Below are 14,377 nucleotides of genomic sequence, written 5' to 3' on the forward strand. Positions count from 1 at the left end.
ATATTCAATATTCTAAAAATCTATATTTAACTTACTATTATTCGACAATAAATTATTAATTCCCTTGTTCAACTAAACTGCCATTTTGTTGAATAAGAAAATGCGATCTTCTATTGAAGTATCGCACGCGTTAGTTAAATAAGGATTTAAATTGAAGAATTGCGCTCCAAGTTAAAAATATTGATTTGTTTCTCTTCGAATAAAGTTTCTAAAGCTTCTACTCCATATTCTTCTGCAAAATTTTTTTCTACTTCTGAAATAGGAACAATCATTAACCAAGTAACTTTCTTTTTCTCGAAATTTAATGTTTCTAATATATTTTCCCATAAATAAGGATTAACAAATAAAATATGCTTCATGTCACTATAAGGCAAATACATACTAACTACATTCTCGAATATTGCTCCTGGGAAACACTTATAATTAGAATTGATAATGTAAAACGCACAAGAACTCAGTAGATTTGGGAAACATTCAAAGTCACTTGCTCCCACTAATTCAACTCTTAATGGCAGTTCATTATTTTCAAAACCAATAGAAAAATCGGAAAGACCAAGTGTAGCAAACGCAAATACATCATCGTCAAATTGAGTATCTTTAGAAAAAAGAATGTCTATTGAACTTGCTTTATTGTCATCCCAATATTTATTAACTTTAGGCTTACCTCCAAATACTTTTAGTGCAAATTTAGCAATCTGTTTGTTTTCTATTGATACGCTCATTTTTAATTCCCCACTCAAAGATGTTTTATTTAAAATCATGGTACTAATTACGTAATTATATCATTCCTTATTCAACTAAACTGCCATTATGTTGAATAAGCATTAACAAAATTCTAGTCAGAATTATAAAATTTGGAAAGGGAATTATTATAAATTCTTTATCGAAAACCATTTTAAATTAGTACTTTGAAATTTTATGAACAAAGAGGATGTGAAATTGGAATGGCTATATTAATTCGACCATTTTATTTTAGAATTCAAGATGAATACTGGCTAATAATAGAAAGCAATTCATACAAAAAAACCACCCAAAAAAAGGTGGCCTTAAATATACTTCCGATGAATATTCTTCCCATCATTACTAAACAACACAGACTTATTCTCAATATTCGTCTCCAAATGAACCCCTCTACCCCATAACTGATGAATATATGGCATTACCTTCTCAACATACTTCACATCTAATTGCATATTTTCATAGGAATGCTTCAAATAAAGCTCACCATTTTTTAAGTAATCTCCCTCTTGAACTACAATATATGGGAATCCTCCATTTACTCGACTAACCACAAGCTGATCTCGTACATTTTCCCAAGCCTTATCAGTGACTTTATATTCCTTACCTTGTCGCTGGAATAAATACATATCTTCTCGCATTACGAGTTCTTTAGTTAAGTAGTTTCGTATAAATGAACTATCAGACTCTAACTCACGTACTTCAAACATTTTTTCTCTTCCGCTACCAGGTTTAACACCTAACTCTCTCATTTCTTTTGCTGGATTATTATATCGCTCTTCAATATCTTCAAACATTCTTAGTCCTAAATAATACGGGTTAATGCTTGTTTTTGATGGCTGAACCACTCCTGCATTAAGCTTTGCGTACTCAATCGCTTCATTAGAATCAAGATTTAGTTCGCGCATAATTCTTATATGCCAATAACTTGCCCAGCCTTGTTTCTCTCAAAGATCTTGATAATCACATATGATTTAGCTTCGATAAATAATATAAAAGGAAAATGATCTTATGATGGGATCCTCTTTAATAAAGCAATCGAAATTCTTTTTCTAGTTAATAAACTTGATTGAAGTTAATATATTAATTCTTTAGTTAAGAGTAATTTATTTATAATTTTTAAGATGTCTCTTAATGACACTCTTCAAATTTAATTTTCAGCATATAACTTTATCCTTTTTAAAATAATGTATATAGATTAAAACACTGTTTTTTAATTAATCTATACTGCTGTTTGCAAAATAAAAAGGGCTACTTAATAGCCCTTCATGAACTAACGAATGCGCTAATTACATAATGTTTCATAATAATTATTTTCGCTATTTTACATCCTTTTTCATAAGGTGTAGTAAATGTGTCACTATTAAACGGAGTATTTTTGAAGTCAGATTATAGTTATATTGGTCAATTAAGTTCTATGGATAAAAAGGAAAAAGAAAAATTCATATTGTAGTTACCTGCCGAACCTTTTAGCATTAAATGGATTAATAATAGAATACAGAATTCATCTTCTTTGTGTGGCCTAGACCTTTTTCAAATATCCTTTACAAACGGTACATTTTAATTAAGGAACGTTGTCATTTTAAGTTATTAGTATATTTTTCAAATCAATTCTTCCACTATTCAAAGTAGATAAGCTATCTCCTTAGTTTACTTTGCTTCTCACATCTTGATTTTGGTATGTATATTAATATTTTATTTACCTCTTTAAACCTGCCAAAAAAGCTCCTTAAAGTATTAATAAAAGCTAAAAATATAAGTCACTATAGAAAAAGAACATCCTCTTGTAGCCCATTATCTTCTAATTTCAAACCAGTTATCACACTTGTCAAATGTATCTCCATAGCCTTTTCAGCCTCTATTTTATCTCTTGATTCAAGGGCCTTTACTATAGCAATATGCTCTTCAATGGATGGGTTTATTTTTAATGTATCCAGAGGATCAAATAATACAACGTAGATAGTAGTTCTGCTAACAATATCTTTAACATATTCGAGCAATAGTTTATTTTGTGAAGCCTCAGCTATGATGGAGTGGAAAGAGTCATTCATTTTATAATAACTATCCGTATCTCGATGATCAAATGTTCGTTTCTCTTCATCTATTAAATTATAAAGCTTTTCAATATCTTCTTTGCTAATCCGCTCAGCTGCTAGTCCAGCGGATTGCTTTTCTAGAAGTAACCTAACTGAATAGGCATCTTTCATCTCTTCCGCAGTTGGTTTAATGACAAAAGCTCCCCTATTTGGGGTAACCTGCACATATCCTTCATGCTCTAATTTTTTTATAGCCGCTCTTACAGGCGTCCTGCTAACATTTAGCTTTTTTGCTATTGCCGCTTCCACAAGCTGACTTCCTGGGCGGATGAATCGGTTATAGATTGATAATTTAATCTTTGTGTAAACCAATTCCTCCATATTTGATTTTTGAATACTGTCCTGACTCATATTGTAACCACCTAACGGATAGGAATAATTAATTCATCATTTCTTTACATTATATTATTTTTCCCTCTCATTTCCAACCAAGTAGAGGAAAACCCCTTAAATTAAAATTATGTTTCCATCTGAAAACCATAAGCTTATTTGAGTATTTATATATAAAGAAATTTCAAATCTGAATAATCAGAATAATTTAAAATAAATTGTATACTATTTTTGTATACCATGTTATTATATTTTTAAGTAAATTACCATTCTCCATTTTTTAAGAATATTTTTCGATTGGGGGGATTCAGCGGAATAGGTATTATAATCCAACAGCCATTTGTCATTATTTTTTCTCATAATAAACAAACCCTGTTTTTTCATTATGATGACAAAAGTTGCCGGTATAAAGATTGATCATTAGGATTCCAACTAGCTTTTTTATTTATTTTCTTAATTTTAATTAGTTTACAAAAAGTGAGGTTATGAGATATGGAACATAAAGTTCACCCGGAGTTAAGACAATCATACACGTTACCATCACGTCTATACACAGATGAGGCGGCATTGAAAATCGAACAAGAGAAAATTTTTGAAAAATCATGGTTATTTGCCGGACACGTAAGCCAGGTAAAACTTAATGGTGACTTTTTTACGAAAGATATTGCTGGACATTCAATTTTAATTGCCAAAGGAAACGATGGAGTCATTCGAGCATTTTATAACGTATGCACTCATCGTGCTTCTAAACTAGAAGAAAGAGAATGCGGTAATAAGAAGATGCTCCAATGCCCTTATCACGCTTGGACATTTACACTAGATGGTCACTTAAATCGAGCACAAAACATGAAGGGACTCCAATTTGATGCAGAGGATTTTTGTTTAAAACAGCCAAAACTTGAAATCGTGGCAAGTTTTATATATATTAACTTAGATGAAAACGCTTCCTCGATGTCTGAAGTATTTGGTAATTTGTTTGACGGGTTAAAAGATTATCCTCTTGAGGAATTAAAAATTGCTCGTGTACAAGAAGATATTGTGAAGTGTAATTGGAAAGTAACTGTAGACAATTATTTGGAATGTGATCACTGTCCAACTATTCATAAAGGTTTTGTGAACACTCTGGATATGGACAATTATGAAATTAGTACATTTGATAACTACTCCTATCAAGGTGTTCCTTTACGCTCTGGCACTAATGAACCAGATAAATTAGGTCAAAGTGCAAAATATTACTTCTTATATCCGAATATGTGGATTAGCGTGAATCCAGGACTTCCTAACGTTTCTATTAATCAATCAATTCCAATTGATCACGAAACTACTAAATTAATTTATACGACATATTTCTTAGATTTAAACGACTTAGATGCACAAAAAAAATTCTATGCATTTTTAGATCAAGTTCGGGAAGAAGATTTTGTAATATGTGAAACCGTTCAAAAAGGACTTCAATCAAAAGGCTATACACAAGGACGTTTTTCTTTAACGGAAAATTGTGTTCATCATTTCCATTTGTTAGTACAACATGCACTTGAAAGTGAGCAAGCTTATGTTCCATTAACATTAGGGGTGAAGTAAATGGAGAAGCAACAGTTAAAACGAGTATTAAAAACGCGCCATCTATCGATGATCTCGATGGGAGGAGTAATTGGAACTGGGTTATTTTTAGGGTCAGGTTTAACTATTAATAGTGCAGGCGCTGGAGGAGCGATTGTAGCATATCTGATTGGTGGGATTATGACGTATCTCGTAATGCTTTGCCTCGGGGAACTTGCAGTTGCCATGCCAGTGACAGGCTCATTCCAAGCATATGCAACGAAATACATTGGTCCATCGACAGGTTTCATGGTAGGAATTGCTTATTGGATGAGTTGGGCGACTACAGTCGGACTTGAGTTTACAGCGGCAGGTTTGTTAATGAAGCGATGGTTTCCTGATATGCCGACTTGGATTTGGTGCTTATTTTTCATCGTTTTACTGTTCGGAATAAACGCGTTAACCACAAAAGGTTTTGCTGAAACAGAATATTATTTTGCTGGAATTAAAATTGTGGCGATTATTTTATTTATTATCATTGGAGGATGTGCCGTTTTAGGCATTATCTCTTTGAAAGGCGGTCAATCAGCCCCATTCTTCTCCAACTTATACAATGACGGAGGTTGGTTCCCAAAAGGATTCACTCCAATTTTAATAACTATGATTTCTGTACTTTATGGATTCCAAGGAACAGAACTGTTAGGGGTTACAGCTGGTGAATCCGAAAATCCAGAACGCGACATTCCAAAAGCAACAAAAAATATTATTTTCCGTGTCCTTCTATTTTATGTGACAAGCATTATCATCGTCAGTGCTTTGGTCCCATGGAGAAAAGCAGGACTTGTAGAAAGCCCATTTGTAATGATGTTTGACAAAGTAGGCATCCCATATGCAGCAGACATCATGAATTTTGTTATTTTAACAGCTGTTTTGTCAGTAGGGAATTCGGGTTTATACCTTTGCTCACGTATGTTTTTCGCAATGAGTGAAAGTGGTCAGGTTCCAAAAGCATTCGGAAAATTAAGCAAACGACAAATTCCTATGAACGCACTATTAGTTAGTTTGGCCTTTGCCCTATTATCATTGTTAACTAGCGTAATAGCAGCTAACACCTTATTTGTTGTTTTGTTAGCAATATCAGGAATCGGAACGACTATCGCCTGGGCTGTCATTGCTCTTTCACACATAAACTTTAGACGTGCGTACATAAAAAATGGAGGTAAATTAGAAGATTTGGCATTTCGAGTGAAATGGTATCCATTTGTTCCAATCGCTTCGTTCATTATGTGCGTAGGGATCATACTATCACTTGTATTAGATTCTTCCCAACGCGCATCGTTCTATTGGGCAACTGGATTTGTAGTTTCCTGTTATGTATATTATCTAGTACGATTTAAATGGGTTAATAATGTCATACCAATACAAGCAACTAAGATAGAAGAACATCTGTAATTAGTCTGATTACACTAGACTAGGTATTCTTAAATCCAATCAAAAGGCATACGAAAGAAATAAAATGCACCCTATGAAGTAGACACTTGAAAAAGGTCACTTCTATGGGGCTGTTGACAAAATGGGTAAGGAGTTCATCTCCTTACCCATTTTGTTTTTTTTAACTTATATTATTAGTTTTCTATGCATTCTACTCCATATTAGTTGGCTAAACTATTACTTTTACAAGCCTTTTATATGGCTTATTTTTATTGAACTAGCGCATGCGTTAGTTGAACAACATGAGTTACTAATGGTAGCTCTTTTTTATTGAGATAGTGAAGGTGTTAAACTTGTGAGGTAACTTATATTCTTTTTAAACCTCTTGATTCAGAGTATGCAAACTTGTATTGTATAAAATATTCAATTTTTCGTTCTTAAGTTATCCAATAAGCCATTGTCGTTAATGAGTTTGATTACCGAGATTTTTCCTTTATCTTTTGAATAGAAGTAGACTTTGCCTTCTACATTTGCAGATTTTTCTTCATCTTCATTTTTCTGATAGCCGACCTCTGCTATGAAGGTATAACGAGTTGAATCATTATCAATTTGCTTAATTGAAATCTTCTTAAGACTTAACTTATAGCCATCATCGTAAGCAAAATTCGAATATTGACTAAGAATTGTTGAAACGAAGGGATCGAGATAAGAATCTGCAATGTATGGTCCGTATACCTCTGCTACATATTTATCGAACGTTGGGTTTTCTTCTTTATTATTTACAACAGTCTTATATTTAGGATTCCACATTAAATCTATAAGCTTCTTATCTGGACCAGTAAATAGGTGCTCAAGAACTTTATTTATTGCTTTCTTAGATGTTACAGAAGATGACGCTTCAGTTGATTGCTCATTTTGTTGTTTTGTTGTATTGCTAGAATCGGAACAGGCTGTAAGCATCATTGTAGCCATAAGTATAATAGATAATTTCCTAATCATAATTTATTCTCCTTCTCCTTTTAATTAAAACTTAATTACTGCACTAATAAATTTTACCATATATTGGAATTTTTATCGTTGTTTTTTGAAAATTCTTATTCAACTAAACTGCCATTATGTTGAATAAGCATTAACAAAATTCTAGTCAGAATTATAAAATTTGGAAAGGGAAATATTATAAATTCTTTATCGAAAACCATTTTAAATTAGTACTTTGAAATTTTATGAACAAAGAGGATGTGAAATTGGAATGGCTATATTAATTCGACCATTTTATTTTAGAATTCAAGATGAATACTGGCTAATAATAGAAAGCAATTCATACAAAAAACCACCTTTCAAAGGTGGTCTCAAATATACTTCCGATGAATATTCTTCCCATCATAACTAAACAACACTGACTTATTCTCAATATTCGTCTCCAAATGAACCCCTCTACCCCACAACTGATGAATATAAGGCATTACCTTCTCCACATACTTCACATCAAGTTCCATATGTTCATAGGAATGCTTCAAATAAAGCTCTCCATTTTTTAAGTAATCGCCCTCTTGAACAACGATATAAGGGAATCCTCCATTTACTCGACTAACTACGAGTTGATCTCGTACATTTTCCCATGCCTTATCAGTGACTTTATATTCCTTACCTTGTCGTTGGAAGAGATACATATCTTCACGCATAACAAGATCTTTCGTTAAGTAGTTTCGTATAAATGAACTATCAGACTCTAATTCTCGTACTTCAAACATTTTTTCTCGACCGCTGCCAGGTTTAACACCTAACTCTCTCATTTCTTTGCTTGGGTTATTATATCGTTCTTCAATATCTTCAAACATTCTTAGTCCTAAGTAATATGGGTTAATACTTGTTTTAGACGGTTGAACTACTCCTGCGTTTAGTTTTGCGTATTCAATTGCTTCATTAGAATCAAGATTTAATTCGCGCATAATTCTTATGTGCCAGTAACTTGCCCAGCCTTGTTTCTCTCAAAGATCTTCTTTTTGATTAAGATTCTTTTATTCCTTATTCAACATAATGATCATTTAGTGCAAAAGTAGTCTAGAAATGAAGAGGAACTGATTAAGCTTCTGCTTTTTTCACCATAAAACAAACGAGGAGACACGGTTCGTTCGTACGATTAATGCACCAATGCTCTTCACCGGCAGGGATAAAGGTTGCATCTCCCGCTTTTTCCACACTATGAACACCGTTGGAATAGGTATCAATTTCTCCACTAAAAATATAAGAATACTCGTCTTCTTCGTGGCAACTCATACCAACAGCTGGTACACGTTCACCAGGGGTTAGAGCAATCACACTCATGCTCACTTCTTTAAAATCACCTTGTCGCGTGAAGAGTTTTTTCATTTCATAGATTGGCATGCCGATTGGTTCAACTTGATTCGAATTGATTTTTTCCATTTGATTACCCCTATTCTTTTTTTAGTTTTGGATCTAGAAAATCGCGTAGACCATCGCCTACGAAGTTCGCACCAACCGATACAGAAAAAATGGCTAAGCCTGGGAAAGTCGACACCCACCAATTTTGAATCACTTTCGCTCCGCCAGATACCATCGAACCCCACTCAGGTGTCGGAGGTTGAGTCCCAAGACCAAGAAAACTGAGCCCTGAGAACATCAAAATGGCGTTACCAAGGTCCAGTGTTGCCATCACAAGCAATGGTCCGAAACAATTCGGTAAAATTTCCAAAAAGAGGACACGAATGTGAGAGGCACCTATGACGCGAGAAGCCGTCACATACTCGCTTTCTTTTAATGAAATCACCATAGAACGCATGAGCCTTGCATAATTCGGCCACCAAATGATGGCCATCGCAAGCACAGAGTTTAAGATACTTGGTCCAAGTGCTGCTGCGATCACCATCGCCAAAATAAGGGGAGGGAACGCCATGATGAGTTCGGAGAAGCGCATCATCACTTCATCCACATACCCGCCTTTATAGCCTGCGATTCCCCCGTATAAAATACCGAAAGCGAACGCACAAACTACTGTAATGACCCCAGCCGTTAACGAAATACGAGAACCAACGATGACACGCGAGAAAACATCTCGACCAAGCTCATCCGTTCCAAAAAAGTGTGAAGCGCTAGGGGACTCGTACCGAATGCTTAAATTCTGCGTCGTGACACTATGTGTTGCGATGAAAGGTGCAAACAAGGCAACAAGAAACCAAACAAGACAAATGACTAAACCAAGTTTAAAAAGAAATCCTTTTTGACGAAGAAATGATACAATTGTTCGCATTATCGGTGCCTCACTCTCGGATCAATGACACCGTATAAGATATCAATGACTAGATTAATGACAACATAAATCAATGCAATTAATAACGAAACACCACAAATTGCCGGGAAGTCGAGTGAAACAGCAGACAAATAAGCATATTGACCAATCCCTGGCCACGCAAAAATATTTTCAACAAGCACCATTCCACCAAGTAGATTACAAAATCCCATTCCAGCGACTGTAATGACCGGAATCATGGAATTTGAAAGGGCGTGTTTAAAAATAATCGCTGATTCTTTTAACCCTTTTGATCGCGCTGTTCGAATATAATCCATTGACATCACTTCAAGTAAGTTTGACCTTGTTTGACGAGCGATTAACCCCATCGTAAAAAGACCAAGTACAGCGCCAGGGAGGATCAAGTGCATCGCCACTTCACCAAATAATTGGAAATCACCTCTTAAGAGTGAATCGAGTAGAAATAGACCCGTTCCACCATCTGGTGTTGCCGTACGTGCATCGATGCGTCCTGGTCCTGGTGTGATCCCTAAAACAGACGTAAACACATAGAGCAGAAGAAGCGCAAACCAAAAACTTGGGATCGACACGCCACTAATGGAAACCGTTCGGATGACATGGTCAATTGCTTTGTTCCGAAAGATGGCAGAAATAATGCCAAAAAGTACGCCGAAAACTAAGGCAATCATCATGGCCACGACCGATAGTTCAAGAGTAGCCGGGAAAAACTGCATTAAATCCTCCAGTACCGGTTTACCGGTCCGTATGGACGTACCCAAATCACCTGCGAATAGGTGCTGGAAATAGAGAATTAATTGACGGAATAATGATTGATCAAGTCCCCACTTTGCTTTAAAAGCAGCGACGATTTCGGGATTGTTCATGGCGCTTTGGCTTAAATTCGCAGCAACTGGATCGCTTGGTACTAAATGCGAAAGGATGAAGACAAACAGCGCCACGCCAACTAATAAGAAAAGAAGAAATAATAAACGTCTACCGATAAATCGAAGCAATTGGCACAACTCCTTTCAAAAACAGATACGATGGATGCAACTATGTAAAAGATGGTAATCGAAAAGCTAGTCATAGAGGAGTTCACCCTACGACTAGCTTTTTATCCTGTCAGTGATTATTTAGACAGCTTTAATTCATTTAAATGCAATTTACAAAAATCGTTATACACAACACCTTGTAATTTTTGGCTAACCGCAAATGTTTTTGGGTGTTGAACTAAGAACGCGTATGGGCTATTTTCAGCGATGATATCTTGCATCTGACCTGAAATCTCTGCACGTTTTGTTTGATCGATTTCCACCTTCGCTTGATTTGCTAAGTTAACCAATTCTGGATTTGCTGACGCTTCCCAGTTCGCGCGTTTTCCAACAATATCACCAGGAATAAACGCTAATTGGTTGCTTAAATCGTAGTAGTCAGGTGACCAATGCATCACAAGGAATGGTGATTTACCACTACGGTAATCTTCGATGACTGCACCAATTTCACCTGTTTTGATGTCAACATTGATATTGATTTTCGCTAAATCTTCTTTTACTTTTTCAGCGATTGTTGTCCATGAAAGACCTTCTGATTCGAAGTTTGCAGCTGTTAACGGAATCGTAAATCCTTTTTCATAACCAGCTTCTTTCATCAATTCCTTCGCTTTATCGATGTTTTGATAATTCTCTGGTCTTGATTTAGCGCCGACAAATCCTTTTTGAACAAATGATTCAGGAAGGAGGGCACCATTTCCAGCTAATTGTTGGAATCCTTTGTAGTCAAGTGCATAACGAACAGCTTGTTGAACTTTTGGATTTGAGAGTTCCTTCCCAATACTTGCTTTGTCGTTCATCATTAAAAATGAAATCGTGGAAGTTGGGGAAGAAACAACTTTTGCGTTTCCGCCTGATTTAATGGTTTTCACTTGGTCAGGACCAACGCTAAGCGCTACGTCAATCTCACCATTTTCGAGCGCTTGAATTTGTGTATTTGGATCTGGCATTTCTTTGATAATGATTTTGCTTGCATTCACAGTGCCCTTGTAATTCGGATTCTTTTCAAGCACCATTTCAGTATTTCTTGTCCATTTTTTCAACACATACGGACCACTTCCAGCAGAGGCACCGTCAAGGTAAGCTGTTGCTTTGTCAGTTGTGCTTGCATCTGCAGCATCCGTTCCGCCTTTTTCTTTGACGACTTTACTATCCACAACAGCAAAAGCGTTTCCTGTTATTTTTGACAAGAAAGACGCATCTTTTTCAGTCAACGTCACAACAACTGTGTGGTCATCTTTTGCTTCGACTTTCGCTACACCAGCCGCTAAAGCTGACGCATTATCTTTGATGTTTCTTGTGCGGTTGAAACTAAACACAACATCATTTGCTGTGATTGGATTCCCACTTGCAAATTTACGTCCTTCGTTCAAAGTAAATGTATACACAAGTCCTGACTCATCGACTGTATACGATTTTGCAAGAGCTGGTTTTGGTGTCATGTCTGAACCTTCTAACATGTATAAGTTCTCATAAGTTGCATAGAAATAGAAGTTTGCATATACTTCATAGGCGCGAGCTGGGTCCATTGTTTTCCAGTCAGATGCAACACCTACAACAATGGTATCTGCATAAGATGATGAGTTGCTTGGATCTTTCTTCCCACATGCGAATAGTGAGAACGCCATCAGCATGACTAAGGCGAGTAAACTGATTTTTTTCATCTCGTAAAACCCCTTTTTTTCTAAAATTTATAGCATCACTTTGTCGTCAAATGACACGCTGTAAAGTGGTTACTACCTGTTTGGATGAATGGTGGTGCGACTGTTTTACATTGTTCCATCACAGCAGGACATCTCGTATGGAAACGACAACCGGCTGGTGGATTTGAGGGGCTAGGCACATCTCCTGTGAGAATGATCTTCTCTTTGGATTCCCCGTTTGGATCAGGAATCGAAGAGAGGAGTGCCTTTGTATACGGATGCTTTGTGTTATCATACAGCTCATCGCGTGAAGCGAGTTCAACTATTTTTCCTAAATACATGACGGCAACTCGGTCACTTAAATGGTGAACGACGCTTAAATCATGCGAGATAAAAAGATAGGTCAGATTCAATTGTTCCTGTAAGTCTTCTAGTAAGTTAATGACTTGCGCTTGAATCGACACATCAAGCGCTGAGACTGGTTCGTCACAGATTAAGAGTTCTGGTTCGAGCGCTAAGGCCCGCGCAATACCAACCCGTTGTTTTTGACCACCAGATAGTTCATGAGGATAACGTCCTAAAAATCGACTTGGTAGACCAACCATCTCCATAAGTTCGATGATTTTACTTTCACCGTTTGCTATTTTGTGAATCTTGAACGGTTCCAATAAAATTTTTTTGAGTGTTCGACGTGGATTCAAACAAGCAGAAGGGTCTTGAAAAATCAACTGCGCTTTTTTAGCGAATTCTTTTTTAGACAGCTTCGTGATATCCTCGCCATTAAACAAAATGGTGGAACCAGGGTCGGCTGGATAAAGACCAAGTAGGGTTTTGCCTAACGTACTCTTGCCGCAGCCACTTTCCCCAACAAGACTAAAGGTTTCTCCTCGTTTGATTGAAAATGAGACATCATCAACGGCTGTTAAGACACCTTTTTTGCCATTCGGTTGTTTGATTTGAAACGTTTTTGTTAAGTGTGAAACGTCTAAAATCGTGTCAGACGATGACGGATTTGAAACCGAATCGAGTCGACTAGTTTCAATTTGCGACATGTTGATCACCGCCTTTTACTGCCACATCATAAAGGAAACAGCGAACTTCGCGACCATCACCATGTAAAAATAATGGAGGTGCTTCGTTTTTGCATCGTTCCGTTGCAAATACGCAACGAGGATGAAAACTACATCCACTTGGCATGTTCAGCGCATCTGGTACAGACCCTTCAATAGCTTCGAGCCTGCTCACCTTATTAGATATTTTCGGAATGGCATTCAGTAATCCTTTTGTATAAGGATGAAGTGGCTCTGAAAAAACAGATGCCGTGGGGCTTTTCTCCACAATTTGTCCGGTATACATGACGACGACTTGATCACACATTTCTTTCACAACGCCCAAATCATGCGTAATCAAAATCATACTCATGTCTCGTTTTTTCATGAGTCGATTCATTAAATCAAGGATTTGCGCTTGAATCGTTACGTCTAGTGCGGTGGTTGGTTCATCCGCAATTAATAGTTTTGGTTCACATGCTAGTGCGATAGCAATCATGATGCGCTGGCGCATTCCACCAGATAGTTGGTGCGGGTATTCATGAAATCGTTGTTCCGGAGAAGGAATGCCGACCATTCTGAGTAATTCGATGGCGGTTTGTTTCGCTTCGTTTTTGCTAACTTTTTGATGAAGTAAGATTGGTTCCATGATTTGCTTTCCACAAGTATGAAGGGGGTTCAATGACGTCATCGGTTCTTGAAAAATCATCGACACAGATTTGCCTCTCATTTTTCTCATGTCTTCAGGCGAAGAAGTTAACAAATCGACGTCTTCAAACTGAATTTTTCCAGTGATATCAGCAACAGCGTTTTGCAAAAGACCCATAATGGCAAGAGATGTCACACTTTTGCCGCTTCCACTTTCGCCTACGATTCCGAGCGAGTGTCCTTGTTCAATGTCGAAACTTATCCCCCCAACTGCTTGGACAACTCCTTGGCGAGACTTGAATTTAATTGACAAATCTTCCACTTTAAGCAATGTCATAAGCCTCACCCCTTTTCCTATTTAATTGACAATAACACGTAATTTTTTCCAATTTTTCATAAAATTGTTATTTTTCTTATTATTCTAAACTACGTGTCAAAATATGTCTATCTACTTTGGAGAATTCGATTCGAAAGAATGAAAGGTTTAATAAACAAAACCACCCGTGAGATGTAGTGACCCCATAAAGTTAGACTGGTTACTTCAATTAGGCAGCCTGTTGGGCATGAACTCGGTATTTTACTGGGC

11 protein-coding genes and 3 pseudogenes are annotated in these 14,377 nt (G+C 36.6%); 2 read left to right on the forward strand and 12 right to left on the reverse strand.

What is annotated here, in order from left to right:
• Nucleotides 1-146: 146 nt before the first annotated feature.
• From AN960_RS16170 to AN960_RS16180, 3 genes and pseudogenes are all read right to left on the reverse strand, one after another.
• Entirely contained in the window at nt 147-722 is a 576-nt protein-coding gene (locus AN960_RS16170; RefSeq protein ID WP_056473546.1) for a suppressor of fused domain protein, read from the reverse strand.
• Between the two features lie 324 nt (nt 723-1,046).
• Nucleotides 1,047-1,679: pseudogene (locus AN960_RS16175) on the reverse strand (SpoVR family protein); the annotation flags it as partial.
• A gap of 822 nt (nt 1,680-2,501) precedes the next feature.
• Entirely contained in the window at nt 2,502-3,185 is a 684-nt protein-coding gene (locus tag AN960_RS16180) for a GntR family transcriptional regulator (RefSeq protein ID WP_056473548.1), read from the reverse strand.
• 471 nt (nt 3,186-3,656) lie between these two features.
• Here AN960_RS16180 and AN960_RS16185 point away from each other — a divergent pair, with 471 nt between their 5' ends.
• Entirely contained in the window at nt 3,657-4,745 is a 1,089-nt protein-coding gene (locus AN960_RS16185; RefSeq protein WP_056473549.1) for an aromatic ring-hydroxylating oxygenase subunit alpha, read from the forward strand.
• Nucleotides 4,746-6,155 (forward strand): amino acid permease, encoded by a 1,410-nt coding sequence (locus AN960_RS16190; protein WP_056473551.1) that lies wholly within the window; start codon nt 4,746-4,748, stop codon nt 6,153-6,155.
• Nucleotides 6,156-6,557: 402 nt separating this feature from the next.
• Here the strand turns inward: AN960_RS16190 and AN960_RS16195 are convergent, their stop codons facing one another.
• From AN960_RS16195 to AN960_RS16230, 9 genes and pseudogenes are all read right to left on the reverse strand, one after another.
• Nucleotides 6,558-7,133 (reverse strand): hypothetical protein, encoded by a 576-nt coding sequence (locus tag AN960_RS16195; protein WP_056473553.1) that lies wholly within the window; start codon nt 7,131-7,133, stop codon nt 6,558-6,560.
• Between the two features lie 350 nt (nt 7,134-7,483).
• Nucleotides 7,484-8,116: pseudogene (locus AN960_RS16200) on the reverse strand (SpoVR family protein); the annotation flags it as partial.
• 100 nt (nt 8,117-8,216) lie between these two features.
• Entirely contained in the window at nt 8,217-8,558 is a 342-nt protein-coding gene (locus AN960_RS16205) for a cupin domain-containing protein (protein ID WP_056473554.1), read from the reverse strand.
• Between the two features lie 10 nt (nt 8,559-8,568).
• Nucleotides 8,569-9,402: an ABC transporter permease gene (locus AN960_RS16210; protein WP_056473555.1), complete on the reverse strand. Its 834-nt coding sequence runs from the start codon at nt 9,400-9,402 to the stop codon at nt 8,569-8,571.
• Nucleotides 9,402-10,094 carry an ABC transporter permease gene (locus AN960_RS16215; RefSeq protein ID WP_216600085.1) on the reverse strand — a complete coding sequence of 231 codons (693 nt, stop codon included), beginning with the start codon at nt 10,092-10,094 and terminating at the stop codon, nt 9,402-9,404. The genes AN960_RS16210 and AN960_RS16215 overlap by 1 nt, the downstream gene beginning before the upstream one ends.
• A gap of 24 nt (nt 10,095-10,118) precedes the next feature.
• A pseudogene (locus AN960_RS25360) lies at nt 10,119-10,424 on the reverse strand (ABC transporter permease); the annotation flags it as partial.
• A 107-nt stretch (nt 10,425-10,531) separates the two neighbouring features.
• Nucleotides 10,532-12,115, reverse strand: a complete 1,584-nt coding sequence (locus AN960_RS16220) for an ABC transporter substrate-binding protein (RefSeq protein WP_056473559.1) — start codon at nt 12,113-12,115, stop codon at nt 10,532-10,534.
• A gap of 35 nt (nt 12,116-12,150) precedes the next feature.
• Complete coding sequence (locus AN960_RS16225) at nt 12,151-13,146, reverse strand: ABC transporter ATP-binding protein (protein WP_056473560.1); 996 nt, start codon at nt 13,144-13,146, stop codon at nt 12,151-12,153.
• Complete coding sequence (locus AN960_RS16230; RefSeq protein ID WP_056473561.1) at nt 13,133-14,128, reverse strand: ABC transporter ATP-binding protein; 996 nt, start codon at nt 14,126-14,128, stop codon at nt 13,133-13,135. The genes AN960_RS16225 and AN960_RS16230 overlap by 14 nt, the downstream gene beginning before the upstream one ends.
• Between the last annotated feature and the right edge of the window lie 249 nt (nt 14,129-14,377).

Origin of the sequence: Bacillus sp. FJAT-25509, assembly GCF_001420605.1 — a bacterium.
Taxonomy (GTDB): domain Bacteria; phylum Bacillota; class Bacilli; order Bacillales; family Bacillaceae_G; genus Gottfriedia.